The sequence below is a fragment of the Streptomyces fructofermentans genome (assembly GCF_014651055.1).
Lineage (GTDB): Bacteria > Actinomycetota > Actinomycetes > Streptomycetales > Streptomycetaceae > Streptomyces > Streptomyces fructofermentans.
Window position 1 is genome coordinate 86904 of the sequence record NZ_BMWD01000016.1, and the last position, 24047, is coordinate 110950.

At 72.6% G+C, this 24047-nt stretch carries 21 protein-coding genes; 14 read left to right on the forward strand and 7 right to left on the reverse strand.

The window, feature by feature from the left end; genetic code table 11:
* Positions 1–123: 123 nt before the first annotated feature.
* Positions 124–1398, reverse strand: a complete 1275-nt coding sequence (locus IE265_RS21900; protein ID WP_190037359.1) for a PucR family transcriptional regulator — start codon at positions 1396–1398, stop codon at positions 124–126.
* A 141-nt stretch (positions 1399–1539) separates the two neighbouring features.
* On the opposite strand from IE265_RS21900, the gene IE265_RS21905 reads away from it, so the two are divergent.
* The 3 genes from IE265_RS21905 (at position 1540) to IE265_RS38985 (ending at position 4648) form a co-directional block, all read left to right on the forward strand.
* Positions 1540–2466 (forward strand): proline dehydrogenase family protein, encoded by a 927-nt coding sequence (locus IE265_RS21905; protein ID WP_190037360.1) that lies wholly within the window; start codon positions 1540–1542, stop codon positions 2464–2466.
* A gap of 38 nt (positions 2467–2504) precedes the next feature.
* Positions 2505–4145 carry an L-glutamate gamma-semialdehyde dehydrogenase gene (pruA, locus tag IE265_RS21910; protein ID WP_190037361.1) on the forward strand — a complete coding sequence of 547 codons (1641 nt, stop codon included), beginning with the start codon at positions 2505–2507 and terminating at the stop codon, positions 4143–4145.
* Positions 4146–4519: 374 nt separating this feature from the next.
* Positions 4520–4648: a hypothetical protein gene (locus IE265_RS38985; RefSeq protein WP_268255807.1), complete on the forward strand. Its 129-nt coding sequence runs from the start codon at positions 4520–4522 to the stop codon at positions 4646–4648.
* 204 nt (positions 4649–4852) lie between these two features.
* Here the strand turns inward: IE265_RS38985 and IE265_RS21915 are convergent, their stop codons facing one another.
* Positions 4853–6427, reverse strand: a complete 1575-nt coding sequence (locus tag IE265_RS21915) for a purple acid phosphatase family protein (protein ID WP_190037362.1) — start codon at positions 6425–6427, stop codon at positions 4853–4855.
* Between the two features lie 131 nt (positions 6428–6558).
* Between IE265_RS21915 and IE265_RS21920 the strand changes: the two genes are divergently transcribed.
* Complete coding sequence (locus IE265_RS21920) at positions 6559–7599, forward strand: 3-isopropylmalate dehydrogenase (protein WP_190037363.1); 1041 nt, start codon at positions 6559–6561, stop codon at positions 7597–7599.
* A 277-nt stretch (positions 7600–7876) separates the two neighbouring features.
* Positions 7877–8965 (forward strand): branched-chain amino acid aminotransferase, encoded by a 1089-nt coding sequence (locus IE265_RS21925; protein WP_190037364.1) that lies wholly within the window; start codon positions 7877–7879, stop codon positions 8963–8965.
* Between the two features lie 76 nt (positions 8966–9041).
* Here IE265_RS21925 and IE265_RS21930 read toward each other — a convergent pair whose 3' ends face one another.
* The gene (locus IE265_RS21930; RefSeq protein WP_190037365.1) at positions 9042–10532 is read right to left on the reverse strand and encodes a cytosine permease; all 1491 of its coding nucleotides are present in this window, start codon (positions 10530–10532) and stop codon (positions 9042–9044) included.
* A gap of 153 nt (positions 10533–10685) precedes the next feature.
* Between IE265_RS21930 and ureA the strand changes: the two genes are divergently transcribed.
* From ureA to IE265_RS21965, 7 genes are all read left to right on the forward strand, one after another.
* On the forward strand, positions 10686–11393 hold the full coding sequence (gene ureA / locus IE265_RS21935; protein WP_190037366.1) for an urease subunit gamma: 708 nt from the start codon (positions 10686–10688) through the stop codon (positions 11391–11393).
* Entirely contained in the window at positions 11390–13060 is a 1671-nt protein-coding gene (locus tag IE265_RS21940; RefSeq protein WP_190037367.1) for an urease subunit alpha, read from the forward strand. The genes ureA and IE265_RS21940 overlap by 4 nt, the downstream gene beginning before the upstream one ends.
* 9 nt (positions 13061–13069) lie before the next feature.
* Entirely contained in the window at positions 13070–14137 is a 1068-nt protein-coding gene (locus tag IE265_RS21945; protein ID WP_190037368.1) for an agmatine deiminase family protein, read from the forward strand.
* 29 nt (positions 14138–14166) lie between these two features.
* The gene (locus IE265_RS21950) at positions 14167–14553 is read left to right on the forward strand and encodes a hypothetical protein (RefSeq protein ID WP_190037369.1); all 387 of its coding nucleotides are present in this window, start codon (positions 14167–14169) and stop codon (positions 14551–14553) included.
* Positions 14550–15155 (forward strand): TetR/AcrR family transcriptional regulator, encoded by a 606-nt coding sequence (locus IE265_RS21955; protein WP_190037370.1) that lies wholly within the window; start codon positions 14550–14552, stop codon positions 15153–15155. The genes IE265_RS21950 and IE265_RS21955 overlap by 4 nt, the downstream gene beginning before the upstream one ends.
* 348 nt (positions 15156–15503) lie before the next feature.
* The gene (cimA, locus tag IE265_RS21960) at positions 15504–17108 is read left to right on the forward strand and encodes a citramalate synthase (protein ID WP_190037371.1); all 1605 of its coding nucleotides are present in this window, start codon (positions 15504–15506) and stop codon (positions 17106–17108) included.
* Between the two features lie 272 nt (positions 17109–17380).
* The gene (locus IE265_RS21965) at positions 17381–18721 is read left to right on the forward strand and encodes a hypothetical protein (protein ID WP_190037372.1); all 1341 of its coding nucleotides are present in this window, start codon (positions 17381–17383) and stop codon (positions 18719–18721) included.
* A gap of 225 nt (positions 18722–18946) precedes the next feature.
* Here IE265_RS21965 and IE265_RS21970 read toward each other — a convergent pair whose 3' ends face one another.
* The 3 genes from IE265_RS21970 to IE265_RS21980 form a co-directional block, all read right to left on the reverse strand.
* The gene (locus IE265_RS21970; RefSeq protein ID WP_190037373.1) at positions 18947–19729 is read right to left on the reverse strand and encodes a S1 family peptidase; all 783 of its coding nucleotides are present in this window, start codon (positions 19727–19729) and stop codon (positions 18947–18949) included.
* Between the two features lie 357 nt (positions 19730–20086).
* Positions 20087–20575: an N-acetyltransferase gene (locus IE265_RS21975; protein ID WP_190037374.1), complete on the reverse strand. Its 489-nt coding sequence runs from the start codon at positions 20573–20575 to the stop codon at positions 20087–20089.
* A 128-nt stretch (positions 20576–20703) separates the two neighbouring features.
* On the reverse strand, positions 20704–21243 hold the full coding sequence (locus IE265_RS21980) for a hypothetical protein (RefSeq protein ID WP_190037375.1): 540 nt from the start codon (positions 21241–21243) through the stop codon (positions 20704–20706).
* A 161-nt stretch (positions 21244–21404) separates the two neighbouring features.
* Between IE265_RS21980 and IE265_RS21985 the strand changes: the two genes are divergently transcribed.
* Positions 21405–21995: a YdeI/OmpD-associated family protein gene (locus tag IE265_RS21985; RefSeq protein WP_190037376.1), complete on the forward strand. Its 591-nt coding sequence runs from the start codon at positions 21405–21407 to the stop codon at positions 21993–21995.
* Between the two features lie 655 nt (positions 21996–22650).
* Here IE265_RS21985 and IE265_RS21990 read toward each other — a convergent pair.
* A complete protein-coding gene (locus tag IE265_RS21990) occupies positions 22651–23262 on the reverse strand; it encodes a YceI family protein (protein WP_190037377.1) in 612 nt (203 codons plus the stop codon).
* A 260-nt stretch (positions 23263–23522) separates the two neighbouring features.
* On the opposite strand from IE265_RS21990, the gene IE265_RS21995 reads away from it, so the two are divergent.
* Complete coding sequence (locus IE265_RS21995) at positions 23523–24044, forward strand: hypothetical protein (RefSeq protein ID WP_190037378.1); 522 nt, start codon at positions 23523–23525, stop codon at positions 24042–24044.
* The last annotated feature ends 3 nt before the right edge of the window (positions 24045–24047 follow it).

Consider the following 24047-nt stretch of genomic DNA (forward strand, 5'->3'; position numbering starts at 1 on the left):
TCCGCCCGGCGTTCTGCCGTACGGGGCCGGACGGGCGGCACCGCCCACCGGGGCGTCCCCGCCCGGGGACGGGAGCCCGGGGACGGGGGCGCGGGGGACGGGGGACGGGGGTCCGCCGAGGGCTCAGAGGCGCCGGGCCTTGAGCGCCATGTGCAGCAGCAGGCGGTCCTCGCCGTCGTCCAGGTCGAGACCGGTGAGCTGCTCGACGCGGGACAGCCGGTAGTAGAGCGTCTGGCGGTGGACGCCCAGTTCGGCGGCGGTGCGCCCGGCCTGGCCCGCGCAGTCGAGGAACACCTCGGCGGTGCGGGCCAGTTCACGCTGCGCGGGTTCCAGCAGCGGGCGCACGGAGGGGTCGTGGACCGCCCCCGCGGGCAGCGCCGTCAGCAGCCGGAACGCGCCGATCGAGGTCCAGTGCGCGACCGGTCCGAGCCGGGGTTCGGCCAGCGCGGCGCGGGCCGCGCCCGAGGCCTCGTGCCAGGCGGCGGCCAGGTCGGCGAGCCCGGAGCGCGGCACGGCGACGCCCGCGGCCGGTGCCGTCCGCTCCACGGCGTCCTCGGTGCCGGGGGCCGGGTCCGGTCGCGGGCCCCCGGCTCCCCGTAGCCGGTCGGCCCGTTCCAGCAGGCGTGCGGCAGCCGCCGTCGCGGGGGTGAGGACCTCGGGGGAGCGCAGGCGCACCAGCAGTGCCAGGCCGTGGTCCCGCGCACCCCAGGGGAGGGTGCACAGGGCGGTGGCGGCGGGCAGGGTGCGCACCGACGGGGCGTCGTCGGGGTCGGGCGAGGGCCAGGGCGCCACGCAGACGAGCGCGTGCAGCGTGTCGGCGCGGGGCCCGAGAGCCGTGCGCAGCTCGGCCACCGCCATGTCCCGCTGCCAGCCGCCGCCCGCGGTGAGGACGGCACGCAGCTCCCGGGTGAGGTCGGCTCCCGCCTGGGCCTCGTCGGCCAGCAGGGCCCCGATGCGCGGTGTCACCCGCATGGCCGCGGCCAGCTGGTCGTCGGTCGGACCGGGGTCGTCGGCCAGCAGCCACACATAGCCGTACGCCACCCCCCGATGGCGTACCGGCAGGCAGACGCGGCCCCGGTGGACCCCCGCCTCCGGGGTGGGCGGGATGCGCACGGGGCCCGTGGCGCGGGCGATGCCGAAGCCCTCGAACCAGGTGCGGACCGCCTCGGTGGAGCGCCGGGTGAGGATCGAGCGGGCGCGCACGGGGTCCAGGGCGGACGCGTCGAGCTCGTCCTCGCTGTCGTAGGCGCCGAAGGCGATCAGCTCGAAATCCCGGTTCTCCAGCGTCGCGGGGACGCCGAGCAGCTCGGAGATCTCGTCCACCAGCTCCTGGTAGTCACCCTTGGGGTCCGAGGTCACGCCTGCATTCTCGCGCACTTCGCGGGGGCCTTCATACATCTGTCTGAGATCCGGGGCACGGATGCGTGACAGCTGTCGATGGCCCACGATCGGGGGGATCCCTAGATTTCACGGTGGTTCTCCGTGCCGTACCCGACTGTCGGGATTCGGCCTCCTGCTCGCCCCTGATGGAGGTGCCCCGTGCTGGGTCCCGTGATTCTCGCCGCCTCGCGCAGCGACCGGATGCGTCGGCTGATCTCGGCCGCCCCGGTGACCAAGCCGGTCGTCGACCGCTTCATCCCGGGCGAGACCGTCGACCAGGTCGTGCCGATCATCCGGGACCTCACGGGCAAGGGCCTCGAGGTGACCATGGACGTCGTCGGCGAGGACATCACGACGCCCGAGCAGTCGTACGCCGCCCGTGACGCGTACCTGGAGCTCATCGAGCGCATGAGGGAGCTGGACCTCGGCACCCGCGCCGAGATGTCCGTCAAGCTCTCGATGTTCGGACAGGCCCTGGAGGGCGGCCACGAGCTGGCCCTCGCCAACGTCCGGCCGGTCGTCGAGGCCGCGGCCGCCATCGGGACGACCGTCACGCTCGACGCCGAGGACCACACCACCCTCGACTCGATGTTCGCGATCCACGAGGAGCTGCGGAAGGACTTCCCGCAGACCGGCTGCGTCATCCAGGCGTACCTGTTCCGCACGGAGGCCGACGCCCGCCGCCTCGCCGAGAGCGGCAGCCGCGTCAGGCTGGTGAAGGGCGCCTACAAGGAGCCCGCCGAGGTCGCGTACCAGCAGAAGGCCGAGACCGACAAGGCGTACGTCCGCATCCTGAGGATCCTGATGGAGGGCGAGGGCTACCCGATGATCGGGTCCCACGACCCCCGCCTCATCTCGATCGCGCAGGAGCTCGCGCGGACGGCCGGGCGCAAACTGGACGAGTACGAGTTCCAGATGCTCTACGGCATCCGCGGCGACGAGCACGTGCGGCTCGCCGCCGAGGGCCACCGCATGCGCGTCTACACCGCGTACGGCACCGACTGGTACGGGTACTTCATGCGGCGCCTCGCGGAGAAGCCGGCCAACCTGCTCTTCTTCGCCCGCTCGATCCTCACCAAGGGCTGAGACCGAACACCCGCTCGACTCTAGGAGTTACGGAAAACATGGACGCTGTGACCCAGGTCCCCACCCCCGTCAACGAGCCGGTGCACGGCTACGCCCCCGGCTCGCCCGAGCGCGCCCGCCTGGAGGCCAAGCTCAAGGAGCTGGCCGAGAACCCGATCGAGCTGTCGATGACCATCGGCGGCGAGAAGCGGCTCGGCGGCGGTGAGCGCTTCGAGGTCGTGCAGCCGCACAACCACAAGGCCGTCATCGGCACCGGTGCCCAGGCCACTCGGCAGGACGCCCAGGACGCCGTCGACGCGGCCCTCGCCGCCGCGCCCGCCTGGCGCGCGATGTCCTTCGACGACCGCGCGGCGATCATCCTGCGCGCCGCCGAGCTGCTGTCCGGCCCGTGGCGCGAGACCCTGGCCGCCTCCACCATGCTCGGCCAGTCGAAGACCGCCCAGCAGGCCGAGATCGACACCCCCTGCGAGCTCGTCGACTTCTGGCGCTTCAACGTCCACTACGCCCGCCAGATCCTCGCCGAGCAGCCCCCGGCGAACTCCCCGGGCGTGTGGAACCGCATGGACCACCGCCCGCTGGAGGGCTTCGTCTACGCGATCACGCCCTTCAACTTCACGGCGATCGCGGGCAACCTGCCGACCGCTCCGGCGCTCATGGGCAACGTCGTCGTGTGGAAGCCGTCCCCGACGCAGACCCACGCCGCCGTCCTGCTGATGCAGCTCCTGGAGGAGGCCGGCCTGCCCAAGGGCGTCATCAACCTCGTCACCGGTGACGGCATCGAGGTCTCCAAGGTCGCCCTGGAGCACCGCGACCTCGCCGGCGTCCACTTCACCGGTTCGACGAAGACCTTCCAGTACCTGTGGAAGACGGTCGGCAACAACATCGAGAAGTACCGCGCGTACCCGCGTCTCGTCGGCGAGACCGGCGGCAAGGACTTCGTCGTCGCGCACCCGTCGGCCGACCGCGCCGTCCTCAAGACCGCCCTGACCCGCGGTTCCTTCGAGTACCAGGGCCAGAAGTGCTCGGCGAGCTCCCGCGCCTACATCCCCGCCTCCATCTGGAACTCCGGTTTCAAGGAGGAGTTCGCGGCCGAGGTCGACGGGCTGACCATGGGTGACGTCACCGACCTGTCGAACTTCATCGGCGCGGTCATCGACGAGCGGGCCTTCGCCAAGAACAAGGCGGCCATCGACCGCGCGAAGGCGGACCCGACCTGCACGGTCGTCGCGGGCGGCACCTACGACGACTCCGTCGGCTACTTCGTGCGCCCGACCGTCGTCGAGTGCTCGGACCCGGAGAACGAGGTCTTCACGACCGAGTACTTCGGCCCCTTCCTCGCCGTGCACGTGTACGACGACAGCTCGGCCGAGAAGTACGACGAGATGCTGACCCAGATGGAGTCGGCCTCCGACTACGCGCTCACCGGCGCGGTCATCTCCGGCGACCGGGCGGCCGCCGCGTACACGATGGAGAAGCTCCGCTACGCCGCGGGCAACTTCTACATCAACGACAAGTCGACCGGTGCCGTGGTCGGCCAGCAGCCCTTCGGCGGCGGCCGTGCCTCCGGCACCAACGACAAGGCCGGCGCCCCGCAGAACCTGATGCGCTGGACGCTGACCCGCGCCATCAAGGAGACGCTGGTCGCGCCGACCGACTACACGTACCCGCACATGGGCTGACGCCCCACCGAACACCGCCCCCGGCCCGGACTCCCCCCTCCGGACCGGGGGCGGCGCCATGTCCGGAGCCGTCCGCGCACTCGGCGGGCGAACCGCCGCTGCACCCCCGGGGAGAGGAAAGCGCAGGTCAGCGCGGTGTGATCCAGTCCACCGTCTCAGATAGTAGGAAGTCCGAGTAATGGTGGAGACAGATGCCCGGTCCTCGCCTAGCTTTGAAGGAGCCGAACGTCTCGCTCGACCAAGCGAATGGCGGTCGTGAGCCGGAGCCCCTGGCAGGCAACCCCTGCGGCACCGCTCCCCGCCCCTTCCGGCGTCTCGTCATCCCTCACCGCACTTCCGGCGGCCGCTGCCGGAGGCAAAGGAGTCGATTTCCCATGTCCGAGACGACCGCCCGCCGAGTCCGTCACGTCTCCCGTACGAGCGAGTCCGAGCGCAAGAACGCCGCAGCCGCACTCCAGCGCGCCCTCGACCGCAGGGACAACGGCGGCTCGACCGGGCACTGAGCCCGCGCCCGCCACCTCCCTCCACCGCCGCGCCGACGCGACACCGCGCCGACGCGGCACCACCAGCCGGGAGCCGCGCCCGTACGGGATGCGGCGCGGGGCCGTGTGCCCCGCGCCGCATCCCCGGGCCGTGTCGGGGGCCGGGCACGCGCGCTTCCCGCCCGGGCCCACCGCCCCGTCCGCGCCCGCTGCCGGACGTCCCTGCTAGGTACCGCGCCGCACGTCGAAGTGGTCGATGCGCTCGCCGTTCTGGGCGATGGCCTCCACCCTCAACCGGGGAGCCGGTCCCGCCTGCGCCTCCACCGAGAGGAACGAGTACCCGGTGTAGCGCACGCGCGACCACTCCACGGTGTCCCGCCGCTTGTCGCGAGCCTTCGTCCAGTGGAAGGTGCGCACGGACTCGCGGTCGGCGACCCGCCCCTCGTAGCTGTCCCGCACACCGGGCGGGAACCCGTACAGGCTCTTGCCGGCGCCGCCGGCCGTGACGTACACGATGCCGTCCTCGGTGGGGTCCGTCGTCGCGCCGACCGGCACCCGCCTGCCCACCCTGCCGCCCCTGATGGCGTCGGTCCGCTCGTACACGTGGTTGTGCCCGTTGATCACCAGGTCCACCTGGTGCTTGGCGAACAGCGGCAGCCAGGCGTCGCGCACGCCGCCGTCCGAGGCGTGCGTCGAGGTCGAGTAGGCGCAGTGGTGGAAGAAGACGACGACGAAGTCGACCGTCCGCCGCAGCTCCCCGAGCCGCCGGTCGAGCCAGGCCGTCTGCCTGCCGTCCGTGTACCCCCTGTTGGCGGGGATCTCGTACGAGACGTCGTTCGCGTCCAGCGCCACGATCCCGACGTTGCCGTACGTGAAGGAGTAGACGCCCGGGGCCTCCCGGGGGTCGAAGCCGTTCTCCGGGAGTGCCCAGCGCGCCGACTGCCCCCCGTAGCCGTTGGGCGAGTACCAGGCCTCCATGTCGTGGTTGCCCGTCGTCACCATCCAGGGCACGGACTTCGCCACGGGCTCGGTCTGCCGGAGGAACGCGTCCCAGGTGGCGGGATGGTAGTAGTCCGACTTCTCGCCGTGCCCGGTGTCGTCCGCGTAGCAGATGTCGCCCGCGTGCAGGTGGAAGGACGGCTCACGGCCCAGGATCAGACGGTCGTTGGCCAGCGCCTCGGGCGTGACGCCCTGGTCGCCGAACGCGGTGAACACGAACGTCCCGGGGCGGGCCGGCGCCGTGCGGAACGAGGCGACCGTCGAGTGCCGCTCCCGGGACGCCGGGTCGAACCCCTCGTGGCCGACGCCGTAGTAGTACGTCGTGTCCGGCCGCAGGCCGTCCAGCGCGGCGTGCAGGTAGAACTGGTCCAGCGCGAACCTGCGGCCGTCCTCTCCCGGCGTGTGCAGGTCCCTGACCTCGGCCTCGATCCTGCGCCCCAGGTCCCAGGGCTCGAGTCCCACCCGCACGTACGGCCTCCTGACGGCGAGCGGCACCTGCCAGGAGATCCGCATCTGCGTCTTCGGGTCGGCGCCGAAGGCGAGATGGCGGCCGAAGGGCGTCACGACCGAGCCGTGCGCGCGCCCGGTCGCCGTGGCGGTGGCAGCCGCCGTCGGACCGGCCGCGGGACCCCTGCCCCCGCCGTCCGGGCCCGAGCAGCCGGTCAGCAGGCCGCCGGCCACGGCGCCCGCGGTGACCAGGGCCCGCCGGCGGGTCGGCCGCGTCCGCAGGTAGTCGTACTGCTCCGCCATGCTCATCCGGCGTGCGAGCCGGGGCGGGATGCCGACGTCGGGAGTGTCCATGCCGGTGAATTTCCCAGCACACCCCTGCGGCCGCCAAACGCGGCGGTGAACGCCCGGTGACGACTTGACGCGCCATGTCCGTATCGCGGACAGAGCATGTCATCCCGTGGGACGAGGAGTAGGGTTCCCACATGTCTCGCAGCATCAATCTCGCAGTGATCCCCGGTGACGGCATCGGCCAGGAAGTCGTGGCCCAAGGCCTGAAGGTCCTCTCGGCCGTCCTCCCGCAGGATGTGAAGCTGGAGACCAGGGAGTTCGACTTCGGCGCCAAGCGCTACCACGCGACGGGTGAGACCCTCACCGACGCCGACCTGGACGCCCTGAAGCAGCACGACGCGATCCTGCTCGGCGCCATCGGCGACCCGAGTGTGCCTTCCGGTGTCCTGGAGCGCGGCTTCCTGCTGAAGCTCCGCTTCGCCTTCGACCACCACGTCAATCTGCGTCCGTCGAAGCTCCTGCCGGGTGTGGCCACCCCGCTCGCCGGCCAGCCGGAGATCGACTTCGTCGTGGTCCGCGAGGGCACCGAGGGCCCGTACACGGGCAACGGCGGCACCATCCGCAAGGGCACTCCGCACGAGGTCGCCACCGAGGTCTCCGTGAACACGGCCTTCGGTGTCGAGCGCGTGGTCCGCGACGCCTTCGCCCGCGCCCAGGCCCGCCCCCGCAAGAAGCTCACGCTGGTCCACAAGAACAACGTGCTGACGTTCGCCGGCCACCTCTGGACGAACGTCTTCAACACCGTGGCGGAGGAGTTCCCCGAGGTCACCACGGACTACATCCACGTGGACGCCGCGACGATCTACCTCGTCACGGACCCCGCCCGCTTCGACGTGATCGTCACCGACAACCTGTTCGGCGACATCATCACCGACCTCGCCGCGGCCGTCTCCGGCGGCATCGGCGTCGCCGCCTCCGGCAACATCAACCCGGGCGGCGAGTTCCCGTCGATGTTCGAGCCGGTGCACGGCTCGGCCCCGGACATCGCGGGCCAGGGCAAGGCCGACCCCAGCGCCACCGTGCTGTCCGTCGCCCTCCTGCTGCGCCACCTCGGCTTCGAGGACGAGGCCACCCGCATCGAGGACGCCGTCTCCGCCGACCTCGCGGAGCGCGGCACCACGACCCGTACGACAGAAGAGATCGGCGACACGCTCGCCGCTCGAGTATCCGGCTGACCCGCCGGATCACCCAAGCCGCCGGGTCGCCCCCGCACCCGGCGGCTTTTCGTGTGCCTCACCGGGTGCCGGCATCCATCCCCGGGCCGCATTCACCCCTATTTCTCCCGCCATGCTCTCGGTTAGGCTCGGTCGGGGGTCCTCGTCGGCTCCCCTCGCGCGATAATCGGACGTGGAGCCGCGGAATGAGGGAATGCTCGGACGTCCTAGCACTGGCCACTGGCAGTACAGGCGTGAGCGCGGCCCGTCACACACAACCGGTGAAGGACAACCACTCATGACGACGCCCACGATCGAGCTCAAGCCCTCCTCGACCCCGCTGTCCGACGCGGAGCGCGCGGCGAGGATGGTCAACCCCGGGTTCGGCCGCCACTTCACCGACCACATGGTGACGATCAGGTGGACCGAGGGCCGCGGCTGGCACGACGGCCAGCTCGTTCCCTACGGCCCGCTCTCCCTCGACCCGGCGACCAACGTCCTGCACTACGCGCAGGAGATCTTCGAGGGGCTCAAGGCCTACCGGCAGCCCGACGACACGGTCGCGATCTTCCGCCCGGACCAGAACGCCCTGCGCTTCCAGCGCTCCGCCCGCCGGCTGGCGATGCCCGAGCTGCCGGTCGAGACGTTCCTCGAGGCGTGCGACGCGCTGGTCCAGCAGGACAGGGCCTGGGTGCCGGCGCACGGCGGCGAGGAGTCGCTCTACCTGCGCCCGTTCATGATCGCGACCGAGGTCGGCCTCGGGGTGAAGCCCGCGAACGAGTACCTCTTCCTGGTCATCGCCTCGCCCGCCGGCGCGTACTTCCCGGGCGGCGTGAAGCCCGTCTCCATCTGGCTCTCCGAGGACCGCGTGCGCGCCGTCCCCGGCGGCATGGGCGACGCCAAGACCGGCGGCAACTACGCCGCGTCCCTGCTCGCCCAGGCCGAGGCCGCCGCCAAGGGCTGCGACCAGGTCTGCTACCTCGACGCCGTCGAGCACAAGTGGGTCGAGGAGCTGGGCGGCATGAACCTGTACTTCGTGTACGGGGACAAGATCGTCACGCCCACTCTCTCGGGCTCCATCCTGGAGGGCGTCACCCGCGACTCGCTCCTCGCGGTCGCCCGTGACCTCGGCCTGGAGTCCGTGGAGGCCCGGGTCTCGATCGACCAGTGGCAGCGCGACGCCGAGGACGGCAGCCTGACCGAGGTCTTCGCCTGCGGCACCGCCGCCGTCATCACCCCGGTCGGCACCGTCAAGCGCAGCTCCGCCGAGTGGAAGCAGAGCGGCGGCGAGCCCGGCGAGGTCACGCTGAGGCTGCGCCGGGCCCTCCTGGACATCCAGCGCGGTGTCACCGAGGACCGGCACGGCTGGATGCACAGCCTGGGCTGACCCCGCCCCGGCCCCGGCGCCGACCCTCGTCGGAGCCGGTCCCGCGCGGCCCGGTCCGCCCGGCCGCGCCCGCGGCTCAGTCGCTGCGCCCGGTCGGCCCGGGCACCCCGGTTCCCGTCCTCCCCGCGCGGAGGGCGGGAACCGCCTGCTTCGCGTCGGCGTCCGGGCCCGTGTCGAGTGGCGCCCGCGCGCCGCGCGGGGAGAGCGCCAGGTGGGCGAGGCCCCCGACGGCCCCGGAGAGCAGGAAGCTGCAGTCCACCCCGCCCGTCAAAGACAGCAGCGGCCCCTCGTACGAGGGCAGGGAGACGGCGAGCACGCCGACGAGCGCGCCGAGCGCCCACGACACGGTGGCGGGGACGTTCCAGCCGGACGTGTACCAGTACGCGCCGCCCCGGGAGCGGCGGTTGAAGACCTGGAGGGCGTCCGGGTCGTACACGCCCCGGCAGCGGACGAAGCCGATGAGGGTGATGACCGCCCACGGTGTGCCGATCGCCGTGAGCAGGAGCACGAAGGACGTCATCGCGTCCTGCGTGCTCGACGCGTAGTGGCCGACGAACACGCAGGCCGTGGCGACGACGGCGACCGTGCAGGTGGCGCGGGTGCGCGAGGCGCGGGGGAGGATCGCGTCGAGGTCGAGGCCCATGGAGTACAGCATCAGGCCCGCGTTGCCGACCGATCCGGCGGACGCGGCGACCAGCAGCGGCAGCAGGTACCAGCCGGGGGCGGCGGACACGAGCGGGCCCGCGTAGTCGAGGGCGGCGCGCGCGGCGAACGCCGTGAAGGTGCCGAAGAGCTGGGGCACCAGCAGGCCGAGGGTCAGGCCGAGCCAGGTCGCGCGCAGCACCGACCGCGAGGAGTGGCGGGCCGGGGAGATGTACCGGGTGTAGTCGCCGAGCAGGGTGATGAACGCGACCGGGCCCGACAGTCCCGCGGCCACCGCGGCCAGCAGCCAGGTCGGCCAGAAGGAGCCGAGCAACTGGCCGCCCGCCTCCGGGAGGGCGGCGGTCGTGAAGTGCGGGGCGTACGCGACGACGCCGAGGGCGAGCAGGGCCGTCATCCCCACGGCCAGCACCCGGGACATGCGGAGCAGCACCCGGTAGCCGTAGACGGCGCCCGCCACGGTGGCGGCCGAGAGCAGCGCGTAGACCACCGCGTACGACAGGTCCGAGGCGGGCAGCCCGATCAGCCGGTGGAGCGTGCCCACCATGACGTCGCCGCCGATCCACACCGTCAGCGCGGTGTAGCCGAGCGCCAGCAGCAGGCCGACGACCGAGCCGACCAGCCGGCCCCGCACACCGAACTGGGCGCCGGACGAGGTCGAGAGGTTCGTCGCCGTGCGCAGGGAGACCAGCGCCAGCGGGGCGGTGAGCGCCGTGCCGACGAGCGTGCCCACGACGATCGACGTGACCGACGACCACCAGTCCAGGCCGAACGACGGCGGCAGCCAGCCGAAGATGATCACACCCAGGCAGAGGTTGGACCCGAGGAGGATCGAGACCAGGTCACGGGGACCGCTGGTCCGTTCCTCCTCCGGGACGGTGTCGACTCCGCGCTGTTCCACCGGCATGCCAGGTCTCCTTCGATCGGCCCACGTGTGATCCGCACTTTTAGAGTGACGCTCAATGTGACCGCTGCGCGTCCTCCCGTCAATGCTTTCCTTCAGGGCGACCGATGGTTAGAGTGATGCTCTAAATCCCGTCATGCATGGAGGTGTCGCGGCGTGAGACTGACCCCCACGGAACGTGACCGGCTGCTGCTCTTCGGGGCCGCCGGTCTGGCCCGCGCCCGCCGCGACCGCGGCCTCCGGCTGAACGTTCCCGAGGCGACCGCGCTCATCGCGGACACCGTCTGCGAGGCGGCCCGCGACGGACTGCGGCTCGCCGGGGCGATCGAGGCGGCGCGCTCCGTGCTCGGCCCCGACGACGTGCTGCCCGGGGTCGCCGACATCGTCACCGAGGTGCACGTGGAAGCCGTGTTCGAGGACGGCTCGCGTCTCGCGGTCGTCACCGACCCCTTCGGGGGCCGGGGCGGGCGGCGGGAACCCGACGGCCCGGGGCACCGGGCACCCGGCGCGCTGCTCCCGGGCCCCGAGCACGCCGAGCCCGCGGCGGTGGTCCTGCTGTCCGTCACGAACACGGCCGCCGTGCCCGTCTCCGTCACGTCGCACTTCCACTTCTTCGAGGCCAACCCGCGGCTCGACTTCGACCGTGAGGCGGCCTACGGGATGCGGCTCGCGGTGCCCGCCGGATCGTCCGTCCGCTTCGGGCCCGGCGAACGGCAGGAGGTCGGACTGCTGCCCCTCGGGGGCGAGCGGATCGCGATCGGGTTCGCGGGGCTCGTCGACGGGCCCCTGGACGCACCCGGAGCGAAGGAAGAGGCCCTGCGCAGGGCCGCCGCCTGCGGATACCTCGGAGCCGGACCGCGATGAACCCCCATGAGTACGCAGCCACCCACGGCCCCCGCGCCGGCGACCGCGTCCACCTGGGCGACTCCGGCCTGACCGTCAGGGTCGAATCGGACTCCCAGCGGTACGGGGACGAGTTCCTCGCCGGGTTCGGCAAGACCGCCCGCGACGGACTGCACCTCAAGGCCGCCGCCGTCCGCGACACCTGCGACGTCGTCATCAGCAACGTCGTGGTGATCGACGCGGTGCAGGGCATCCGCAAGGTGTCCATCGGCATCCGGGAGGGCCGGATCGCCTCGATCGGCCGCGCCGGCAACCCGGACACCCTCGACGGGGTCGACGTCGTCGTGGGCACCGGCACGTCCATCGTCTCCGGCGAAGGGCTGATCGCCACCGCCGGAGCCGTCGACACCCATGTGCACCTGCTGTCGCCGCGCATCATGGAGGCCTCGCTGGCCTCAGGGGTGACCACGATCATCGGCCAGGAGTTCGGGCCCGTGTGGGGTGTGGGCGTCAACTCGCCCTGGGCGCTGCGCCACGCCTTCGGCGCCTTCGATGCCTGGCCCGTCAACATCGGCTTCCTGGGCCGGGGTTCGTCCTCGCACGGGGCTCCGCTGACCGAGGCGCTCGCGGAGGGCGGTGCCTGCGGCTTCAAGGTCCACGAGGACATGGGCGCCCACACCCGCGCGCTCGACACCGCACTGCGCGTCGCCGAGGAGCACGACGTCCAAGTGGCTCTGCACAGCGACGGGTTGAACGAGTGCCTCTCCGTGGAGGACACCCTGAGCGTGCTGGCGGGCCGCACCATCCACGCCTTCCACATCGAGGGCTGCGGCGGCGGCCACGTCCCCAACGTGCTGAAGATGGCGGGCGTTCCGAACGTCATCGGGTCCTCCACCAACCCGACCCTGCCCTTCGGCCGGGACGCGGTCGCCGAGCACTACGGGATGATCGTCTCCGTCCACGACCTCAAGACCGACCTGCCGGGCGACGCGGCGATGGCCCGCGACCGCATCCGCGCCGGGACCATGGGCGCCGAGGACGTGCTGCACGACCTGGGTGCCATCGGGATCACCTCCTCGGACGCCCAGGGCATGGGGCGCGCCGGTGAGACCGTGCGCCGCACCTTCGCCATGGCCGGCAAGATGAAGGCCCAGTTCGGCGCGCCCGAGGACCACGACAACGAGCGCGTCCTGCGGTACATGGCGAAGCTGACCATCAACCCGGCCATCGCCCACGGCCTTTCGCACGAGGTCGGCTCCATCGAGACCGGCAAGCTGGCCGACATCGTGCTGTGGCGGCCCGAGTTCTTCGGCGCCAAGCCGCAACTCGTCCTCAAGTCCGGCTTCCCGGCGTACGGAGTCGTCGGCGACCCCAACGCGGCCACCGACACCTGCGAACCCCTCGTCCTCGGGCCGCAGTTCGGGGCGCACGGAGCGACGCCCGCCGAGATCTCGGTGGCGTTCGTGGCGCGTGCGGCGCTGGACCAGGGCCACGACACCATGCCGACGCGCCGCCGGCGCGTGGCCGTGCGCGGCACCCGCGGCATCGGGCCCGCCGACCTGCGCCTCAACTCCCGTACGGGCGCCGTCGACGTCGACCAGCGCACCGGCCTGGTCACCCTCGACGGCGAGCCCCTGCGCTCCGAGCCCGCCGACTCGGTCTCCCTCAACCGTCTGTACTTCCTCTAAGGACCACCCATGACCGCTGCAGCCGACGGTTTCCGCATGCCCGCCGAGTGGGCCCCGCACGAGCGCACCTGGATGGCGTGGCCCGGCCCGAACGCCACCTTCGACGACCCGGACGGCCTCGCCGCGGCCCGGGCCGCGTGGGCGGCGGTGGCGCGTGCGGTCCGCCGTTTCGAACCCGTCACGGTCGTGTGCGGCCCCGGAGGCACCGCCGGGGCCAGGACCCTGCTCGGCCCCGGCATCGACCTCGTCGAGCGCCCGCTCGACGACGCGTGGATGCGGGACATCGGGCCCACCTTCCTGGTCGACGGCAAGGGCGGACTCGCCGCCGTGGACTGGACGTTCAACGGCTGGGGCGCGCAGAGCTGGGCCCGGTGGGAGCACGACGCGAGGATCGGCGCCGAGGTCGCCGACCTCGCGGGGGCGGCCACGTACGCCTCACGGCTGGTCAACGAGGGCGGTGCGATCCACGTCGACGGCGAGGGCACGGTGCTGCTCACCGAGACCGTTCAGCTCGGACCCGAGCGCAACCCCGGCTGGACCCGGGAGGAGGTCGAGGCCGAGATCCACGGCATGCTCGGCACCCGCAAGGCCGTCTGGCTGCCGCGCGGGCTGACCGGCGACTACCCGCCCCCGGCGCCCGAGGGTCACGGCGCGGCCCCCGGCGCCTTCGGCACGCTCGGCCACGTCGACATCGTCGCGGCCTTCGCCCGGCCCGGAGTCGTCGTCGCGCACACCCAGCCCGACCCGGCCCACCCCGACCACGAGGTCTGCAAGGAGATCACCGGCCTCCTCGGCGCGCAGACCGACGCCCGGGGCCGCCGTCTGGAGGTCGTCGAGGTTCCGGCCCCGACCGTGCTGGAGGCCGACGGCCACTGGGCCGACTACTCGTACATCAACCACTACCTCTGCGACGGGGGAGTCGTGCTCTGCGGGTTCGACGACCCCCGCGACGAGGTCGCGGCCGGCATCTTCCGGCGGCTGTTCCCCGGACGGACCGTGACGCAGGTGGACGCCCGGACCCTCTTCGCGGGCGGCGGCGGCATCCACTGCATCACGCAGCAGCAGCCGAAGGCCTGAGCGCGGCGCCGGTCAGGTAGAACATACGGGTGAACGTACTGTCCCGCACCGCCTGCGGCCTCCGGCCGACCGCGCCCGTCCGGCGGCTCGACGAGACGCCCGCCCGGCCGGACCGGGACGGCCCACCGGCTGCCGGCGGCCGCCCCCGCGGCCCGCGCCCGGCGGCCCCCGAGCACTCCGGAGCACGGTCCGGGCCGCGCCGGGGCCACGAGGGCCACGAGTGCCACCACGGCTCCCTGAGCGGCGACGGCCACGCGGGCGACGCGGGCCGCGCGGCCGGCGACGACACGCACGGCCGGTTCGTCTGCGGCGCGACGCGGAGGTCCGGCGGCCGGGGCCTTCCCGTCGCCGCGCGCCGACGGGGCGCCCGCGTCCCGCGTCCGGCCGACGCGGTCCGGGCGGGGGACGCCGCGTGACGACCCGCCGGCGCAACACCGCCCCGCCCCGCGAGGACGTCCTCGCGGCGGCCATGGACATGATCGCCGAACGCGGCCTGGAGAAGCTCACCATGGCGGCCCTCGGCCGCGCGGTCGGCATGAGCAGCGGCCACCTCCTCTACTACTTCCACTCCAAGGACGAGCTGCTGCTGCGCACGCTGGAGTGGAGCGAGGGGCGCCTCGGCGCCGAACGCGCCCGGCTGCTCACCCGCACGGACCCGGCACGCGCCCGCCTGGACGCGTACGTCGACCTCTACGTGCCCGACGGGCACCGGGACCCGCACTGGACGCTCTGGATGGAGGTCTGGAACAGCTCGAAGAACGCCGACGACGACGCCCGCGCCCGCCAGGCCGCCATCGAGGGCGCCTGGCACCGCGACCTCGTGGCCCTGCTGGCGGAGGGCGTCTCGCAGGGTGAGTTCCGCGCCGTGGACCCGGACCGCTTCGCCGCCCGTCTGCGGGCCCTGCTCGACGGCTTCTCCATCCACGTCGCGATCGGCCTGCGGGGCACGGACCGCGACCGGATCCTGGCCCACGTGAGGGAGTTCCTGGACGACTCCCTCGCCCCGCGGGCCGACTGAGGGGCGGCGGGCCCGGGCCCGCCGCCCGTGCGCGCCGCGTGACAGCGAGTTCGCATACTGAGACGCCCCGTGGTGCCCGGGCACTGCTGTGCCAGACTGCTGCCGTGCTCTCGTTCGCCACGATTATTGGCAGCAGGCGCGCCGGTCCGCAGTGACCGCCACGTACGAACAGGTACGGGCGGCCATCGTCGTCCTCGACCCGCGCGCAGACCTCTCGCACCCGCGAGGGGTTTTTCGCATTTCTGGCCCACCTTCAGCCGGGAGCGTGGCGCGCGGGATCATTGGGGAACGGTGGAACCGGTCATTCCGGTACAGACCGAGATCCGAATCCTCAGGAGCCTTGAGACCATGACGGAAACCAGCGAGCTCGACGACTCGTTCCACGTCTTCGACACCACGCTGCGCGACGGCGCGCAGCGGGAGGGCATCAACCTCACCGTCGCTGACAAACTGGCCATCGCACGGCACCTGGACGACTTCGGGGTGGGCTTCATCGAGGGCGGCTGGCCCGGGGCGAACCCGCGCGACACCGAGTTCTTCGCCCGCGCCCGGCGGGAGATCGACTTCAAGCACGCCCAGCTCGTCGCCTTCGGCGCCACCCGCCGGGCGGGCGGCAGAGCGAGCGAGGACCCGCAGGTCAAGGCGCTGCTCGACTCGGGCGCCCCGGTCGTGACCCTCGTCGCCAAGTCCCATGACCGGCATGTCGAGCTGGCCCTGCGCACGACCCTCGACGAGAACCTGGAGATGGTCCGCGACACGGTCTCCCACCTGCGTTCCGAGGGCCGCCGGGTGTTCGTCGACTGCGAGCACTTCTTCGACGGCTACCGCGCGAACCCCACGTACGCGAAGGCGGTCGTCCGGGCGGCCTCCGAGGCCGGCGCCGACGTCGTCGTGCTGTGCGACACCAACGGCGGGATGCTGCCGGCGCAGGTCCAGGCCGTCGTCGCCACCGTCCTCGCCGACACCGGCGCGCGCCTGGGCATCCACGCCCAGGACGACACCGGATGCGCGGTCGCCAACACGCTGGCCGCCGTCGACGCCGGCGCGACCCACGTGCAGTGCACGGCCAACGGCTACGGCGAGCGCGTCGGCAACTCCAACCTCTTCCCGGTCGTCGCCGCCCTGGAGCTGAAGTACGGCAAGCAGGTCCTCCCCCCGGGCGCGCTGTCCGAGATGACCCGCATCTCGCACGCGATCGCCGAGGTCGTCAACCTGACGCCGTCGACGCACCAGCCGTACGTGGGAGTCTCGGCGTTCGCCCACAAGGCGGGGCTGCACGCGTCGGCCATCAAGGTCGACCCCGACCTGTACCAGCACATCGATCCCGAGCGGGTCGGCAACACCATGCGCATGCTGGTCTCCGACATGGCGGGCCGCGCCTCCATCGAGCTCAAGGGCAAGGAGCTGGGCGTCGACCTCGGCGACGACCGGGACCTGGTCGCCCGGGTCGTCGAGCGCGTCAAGGAGCGCGAACTCCAGGGCTACACCTACGAGGCGGCGGACGCGTCCTTCGAGCTGCTGCTGCGCGAGGAGGCCGAGGGCAGGGCCCGCAGCTACTTCCAGGTCGAGTCCTGGCGCGCCATCGTCGAGGACCGCCCCGACGGCAGCCACGCCAACGAGGCCACGGTCAAGCTCTTCGCCAAGGGCGAGCGCATCGTGGCCACGGCCGAGGGCAACGGCCCCGTCAACGCGCTCGACCGCGCCCTGCGGGTCGCCCTGGAGACGATCTACCCCCAGCTCGCCAAGCTGGAGCTGGTGGACTACAAGGTCCGCATCCTGGAGGGCAAGCACGGTACCCAGTCCACGACCCGGGTCCTCATCTCCACCTCCGACGGCGCCGCCGAGTGGTCCACGGTCGGTGTGGGCGAGAACGTGATCGCCGCCTCCTGGCAGGCACTGGAGGACGCCTGCACCTACGGGTTGCTGCGGGCCGGGGTCGAGCCGGCCCAGTAGCCCGACGCGGGGGGCTCCGGGCCACTGGGCCGGAGGTCCGGCCCCCGGAGCCCCGCACACCTGCCGCGGCCGCCGCTCCCGGTCGCCCGCGGCCGGGCGAGACCGGGCCCGCGGCCCGGCCGCCGTGCGCGGCAGCCGCGCACGGCCGCTCGTCAGGGAACGGACCGCGGGCGGGATCGCGGCGGCTCGCGAGTCCCTTCGCCGACGCGGGGCACCTCCCGCCCGCCGGGCACGAGATTCGCTTTCGCGCGCCCAGGAGTAGCTTCGAAGGTATGAAGGCCGCACTGCACCGTGGACTCACCCTCCTCCTGATCGCGTTCGCGGCCCTGGCGGTGCTGTCCGTCGGGACCACCGGGGCGCATGCCGCCACGGACGTCTCGAAGGTGGCCGACGCCCTGCGGGAGAGCCCTGTGTACGTCGACCCCGCCGTGTCGGACCAGCTGTCGCCCACCGAGGCCGACGCCCTGGCCGAGAAGATCGAGAAGGCGGACAAGCCGGTCTTCCTCGCCGTGCTCCCGGCCGACTTCCCCAAGGGCGACCTCTTCCAGAACCTGCGTACCGCGACCGGCGTCACCGGGCTGTACGCGGTCAGGCTCGGCGACCAGTTCGACGCCCGGGCGGACTCCTCGGTCATGTCGCGCGACGGCGTGCGCAATCTCGTGACCAGCGTCCAGGGCGAGGACACCGCCGCCCAGCTCGACGAGTTCACCGACCGGGCCCTCGCCAACATCGGCGGCCGCGCCCCCGCGAGCTGGGGCGGCGGCGGTGACGAGGGCGTCGACGCCGGCGCTCTGGTCGGGGCCGGCGCCGTACTCGCCGCGGGCGGCGCGACCGCGTACGCGCTCGTCCGCCGCAACCGCCGCCGCAAGGAGGCCGAGCAGCGCGCGGCGCTGGAGAAGCTGCGCGTCGTCGTGGACGAGGACATCACGGCCTTCGGCGAGGAGCTCGACCGCCTCGACTTCCACCCGTCGGAGAAGGGCGCGGACGACGCCATGCGCGCCGACTACGAGCGCGCCCTCGACTCGTACGACAAGGCGAAGTCGTTCATGGCCTCGGCCGGCCGTCCCGAGGACGTGCGGGCCGTCACCCAGTCGCTGGAGGACGGGCGCTTCGCGCTCGCCGTGCTCGCGGCGCGCCGCGAGGGCCGGCCCGTGCCCGAGCGCCGGGCCCCCTGCTTCTTCGACCCCCGGCACGGCCCCTCGGTGGCCGACGCGCAGTGGACACCCCCGGGCGGGGCGACCCGTGAGGTGCCGGTGTGCGCCGCCGACCGGGCACGCCTCGCGGAGGGCGGGGAACCGGCCGTCCGGGAGGTCGACACGGACTCGGGCCGCCGCCCCTACTGGGAGGCGGGACCGGCGTACGGCCCCTGGGCCGGCGGCTACTTCGGCGGAGGCATCCTCCCCGGCCTGCTCGTCGGCACACTGCTCGGCTCGATCATGGCCACCCCGTCGTACGCGGCCGACTACGGATCGGGCCAGGGGGACTTCGGCGCCGGAGGGTACGAGGGCGGGGACGTCTCCGGCGGCGACTTCGACTCGGGTGACTTCGGAGGCGGCTTCGGCGGCGGCGGTGACTTCGGGGGCGGTGGCGGCGACTTCGGCGGCGGCTTCTGACCTGTAGGAAAGACGCGGGGACACTCGATACCCGGGTACGTGTCGGCCGCATGCCTGGGGCGCCGGACGCGTGGTGACGCAGCAGGGGCCCGGCGCCTGATGGCGCCGGGCCCCTGGCCGCGTCACCCGTGCCCCCGTGCGGACGGCCGTGTGGCGTGTGCCGTGTGTGGAGGCGGGTGGGTCGCGGCGGTGGTGCCGGTCGTACGGTCGGTACCGGTCGCGCTCTCAGAGGGTCGCGGCCGCCGAGGCTATGGCCGACGCGAAGGTCGAGACCTCGCTGTAGACGCCGGGCGCCTCGGGCTGGGCGCAGCCGATGCCCCAGCTCACGATGCCGACCTGGATCCAGGCGCCGGCGCCGTCCCTGCGGAACATCGGGCCGCCGGAGTCGCCCTGACAGGTGTCGACGCCGCCCGCGGCGTAGCCCGCGCAGATCTCCTCGGCGGGGACGAGTCCCTCGTACTGGTCGTACGACCGGCACACCGAGTCGCTGACGAACGGGACGGTCGCCTTCAGCATGTAGCGCTGCTGCGCCCCGCCCTCACGGGCGGCTCCCCAGCCCGCGACGGTGAAGGTGCCGGAGTTGTACTGCGTCGTCGTGGCGATCTTCAGGGTCGGCAGGTTGATGGGCTGCGCGAGCTTGATGAGCGCCCAGTCCTTGCCGGTGCCGTTGTAGCCGGGGGCCCGGTAGACCTTGGTCGAGCGGACCTGGACCCGGCCGCTGGTCGACTGGAGGTCCACGACTCCGGCCGTGGCGGTGATGCCGGTGTTGTTGCCGGTGGAGCCCACGCAGTGCGCGGCGGTGAGCACGATCTGCTGGGTGTAGAGCGCCCCGCCGCAGCCCATGGAGAGCCGGACCATGAACGGGAACTCGCCCTGCGCGGCGCGGGTGCCGCCGACCACGGGGGCCGGGGCGGCCTGCGCGGTGGAGAGCGGCTGGAGGCTGATGACCGCGAGCGCCGCGGCGCCGGCGACGGCGCATCTCTTGAGCGCCTTGATGAGGTTCTTCAACGTGATGCCTTCCGTGGGGGGTTGACATACGGGCCGGCGGACCGGCGCAGAATTTGCAGGTTCATGCCAATTCACACGACAGGAAGCCGCGTTGTTCATGGCATGAGCCGGTCAATTCTGTCGATGGATTATGGGAACGCCGTGACCGCCGCCACAAGGGGCGAAAACACGCCACCCCCATCCGGCCCGGCGCTCCCGCCCAGTCCCGGCGCGCGCCCCGCCCGGCTCTCCACGGCCCCGGGCTCCCCGCGTCTCCTCAGGGTTCTGCACGGCGCCGGTTCTGCACGGCGCCGGTTCTGCACGGCGCCGGTTCTGCATGCGGCGTGGCGCGCACGGGTCCCCGCGGCGCGGGCCGCCTCACTCCGGCAGGGCCAGCCATTCCTTCCACGACAGGTCCCGGCCGACGAACCTCGGCCGCTCGAAGGGCCACGCCTCACCGATCCAGCGCGGCACGAGCGCGTCCAGGTCCCGTTCCAGGGCGGTCCCCACGCTGTCGTCGACGACCCACCAGGAGATCTCGGCGTCGGCGCCCGCCTTCTCCGGAGGGTCGATGTAGACGCAGCCGTACTCGGTGGTCTCCGCCTCGTCGAACAGGACGTAGTTGAAGGACTCGTGGGCGGTGATCTCGGCCGCGTGCCGCTCCAGGTCGAGCCGGTTCGCCTCGTACGTCATCGTGGCGGCGGGCCATCCCCAGGCCTCCCCGTAGATGGACCACAGCCGCTCGCGCGAGCCCATCACCGCCGGGTAGTCGATCGCCGCGTCGGCCCCGCTGATCGGGCGCAGATGGTGTCCGCCGGGCACGTCGACGCGCAGCGGATGGACGAAGTCGGGAGGAAGCCAGGTCATCCCGGGAGGCTAACCGGCCGGCCGCCGGACCGCACCGGGATATCCACCGCCGCCGGGCCCGGGCAACGCCGCTTCGCCGGAGGCGAGTTGCATCCTGCCCGGGCGGCGGCGAGGCCGCGCCCGGCGGTTCACGGGCCGGGGGGAGGGGGTTCGAGGATCCACCGGCCGGAGTGGCCCGGCGGGAGCGCGAGGTCGCCGCGTACCGCCACGTAGTACCGCTCGCGGGCGGCCCGCTGGCGGTTCAGCAGGTCCGCCCATGCGTCGGGGTCCCGCACCCGCGTCTCCAGGAAGCGCTCCATCTCCATCACGGCGACGACCCACTGGCGCGCCCGGTCGACCACGTCGGGCGAGCCGAGCATCAGCAGCGCCTCGCCGACCGGGTCGCGGGCGTCGAGCGCCTCGGCCATGTGCGGTGCCGCCTCCTCGGGCGACAGGGGGTGCGGATGCGGGTCGTTGCCCAGGTGGGAGGCGACCCGGTAGGTCAGGGACACCGTCCTCTTCAGCGCCCGGGCGTAGTCCGCGTACAGGGACAGGCGCCGCTCCTCCCAGCGGGCCGTCCGCTCGCGCCGGAACCGGGCCCGGTCCCCGCGCACGATGGCGAGGTACGAACCGAGGGCACCGACGGCCACGCCCAGCAGTGTGGGGAGTTGCTCGATGAATGCGGACACCGGCGCACCCTAGCGCCGGCCGCCTCCGCGCCTCCAGATCGCGTCCCGCAGATCCGGGCGCGGGCCCGGGGGAACGAGCGAGCAACCGGCAGAACGAGGGAACGGGCCACGGTAGTTCATATAGGACAAGAACTGTCCTGGTTGCGTCCTACCGTGGACCCATGGACGAGACACTCGGCACTCTCGACGGCCTGGAGATCAAGGCATTCGCGGACGCGGCGGGGCTGGACGCGTGGATGAGCGCACAGCCCGGACCGCGCGGCGGCGTCTGGCTGAGGATCGCCAAGAAGGGGTCCGGCCTCACCTCGGTCACCGTCGCGCAGGCACTCGACGTGGCCCTGTGCCACGGCTGGATCGACGGGCAGCGACGCGGACTGGACGCGTCGTACTACCTCCAGAAGTACACGCCGCGCAGGTCGGGAAGCCTCTGGTCGATGGTCAACGTGCGCAAGGTCGAGGCGCTCACCGAGGCGGGCCGGATGCGCCCCGGCGGCCTCGCGGAGGTCGCGGCCGCCCGGGCGGACGGCCGGTGGGACGCGGCGTACGAGTCGCAGCGCACGGCCACGGTCCCGGACGACCTGGTCGCCGCGCTGGACCGCACTCCCCGCGCGAAGGAGTTCTTCGAGGGGCTGGGCAGGACGGACCGCTACCTCGTGGTGCTCGGGCTGCTGAAGGCGAGGACCCCGGAGGTCAGGGCGGCCCGGCTGGAGAAGGCGGTGGCCGCGCTCGCGGAGGGGCGCCGCGTGAGGTGACCGCGCCCGCCGGGCGCCGGAACGGGCCGGTGCGGGCGGGCCCGGCCCGGGCGCCGGAGACACCCTCGGAGCCCGGCATCCGTGACCGCCGAGGATGCCGGGCGGGGCCTGGCACGGCAGGCACGCCGGGCCAGGGGGCCCGCCAGGTGCGAGACGCGGCAACCGGCCGGCTCAGGCGCAGCGGGCCGAGCGGGCACGCCAGGTGTCAGACGCGACAGTCGGTCGGCGGGCGCTCGGACGCCGGAGCGCCGTCGGTCCACGGCACGGCACGGCGGGCGCAGCGGGCCGGCCAGGCACGCCAGGTGCGAGACGCGGCAACCGGCCGGCACGGGCCCCCGGACGCCGGAGCGCCCGCCGTCCGTCCACGGGGGATCGGAGGGCGGGCGCGCTCGGGTTCGGGACGTACCCGGTACTGGGCATGGTCCGCGACGGATCGGCCGGATCAACCGGACGGGCCGAACCAACCGGATCGGCCTGATCAACCGGACGGGCCTGATCAACCGGATCGGGCGGTCGACCTGAGTGGCCGGACCGGCCTCATCAACCGGATCGGCCGGTCGGCCGGATCAACCGGACGGGCCCGGTGGATCCACCGTTCGGACCGGCCGGACCGGCGGGGCCGAGCGGATCGGCACGGTCGGCCGGGTCGGCCGAGTCAGGCGGCGTTCTTGATCGCCGAGATGTCGAACCTCAGCTTGATCTTGTCGGACACCAGGACGCCACCGGTCTCCAGGGCCGCGTTCCAGGTGAGGCCCCACTCCGAGCGCAGGATGTCGGCCTTGCCCTCGAAGCCGACGCGCTCGTTGCCGAACGGGTCCTTCGCGGCGCCGTTGAACTCCAGGTCGATGGCGAGTTCCTTGGTCGTGCCGAGGATGGTCAGCTCGCCGGTGATCCGGTAGTCGTCGCCGCCCAGGGCCTCCGCCTTCTTGGAACGGAACGTCATCGTCGGGAACTCGTCGGTCTTGAAGAAGTCCGCGCTCTTGAGGTGGCCGTCGCGGTCGGCGGAACCGGTGTCGATGCTGTCCATCGTGACGTCGAGGGTCGCGGTGGACTGCGACGGGTCGGAACCGTCGAGGTGCAGGCTGCCGGTGAAGTCGAGGAAGCCGCCCTTGACGTTCGTCACCATGGCGTGCCGGGCCACGAAGCCGATCGTGCTGTGGGCCGGGTCGATCGTGTAGTCGCCGGTGAGGGCGGCGAGGTCGGGGTTCACGGCGGCGGGCGTCGCGGTGGGGGTGTCGGTCGATTCCTTGCGGCCGAAGAGACCCATGACTAGCTCCTTGGGGGACGAGCCCCGGCCTTGCGCCGAAGCTGTTGAACCTTCAACGACACCGACCATAAACCTATTCCGTTCAAGTTTCAACAGAACCTCCGGAGTGTCGGTCCGATTACGGTCGGTTGCCATTGGTCTAAACCTAAGATCATCCGCCCGCCCTCTGGTGGGCACGCGTCGACCTCGGGCACCATCCTCTCGCCCCACCCTGCACAGCCGCCCCCAAGCCACGCACGGTCACCAGCAGGAAGGCCCCCATGAAAATCCGCTCGGCCCTCACCGCCCTCGCGCTCGTCGCCGCTCCGGCCGTCGCCGTCCTCGGCGGCGCGTCGGGTGCCGCCGCCGCTCCCGAGGCCGCGGCCGCGGCCGCCACCAAGATCAGTCACGCCACCGCGACGGCGAAGTTCCGCGAGGTGGGTGTCACCTGGTCCTCGTCCGGCGGTTGCTCCGACCGCAACACCCCCACCTGCACGTCCTTCGAACAGCTCAACCTCGCGACCGCCCAGGGCGCCCAGACGCTCAAACGGGCCACCGGCTGCGCCCTCAACATCACCGGCGGCACCGAGACGGGCCACGCGAGCGGCACCTACTCGCACTGGAACGGCTACAAGCTCGACTACGGCAAGAACACCTGCGTCACGAACTACATCAAGAACACCTTCACCTACATCGGCCCGCGCGGCGACGGGGCCCTCCAGTACCGGTCGGGCTCCGGCAACATCTACGCGGACGAGGGCAACCACTGGGACGTCCTCTACTACAACTGCGGCGGCTGCTAGGAG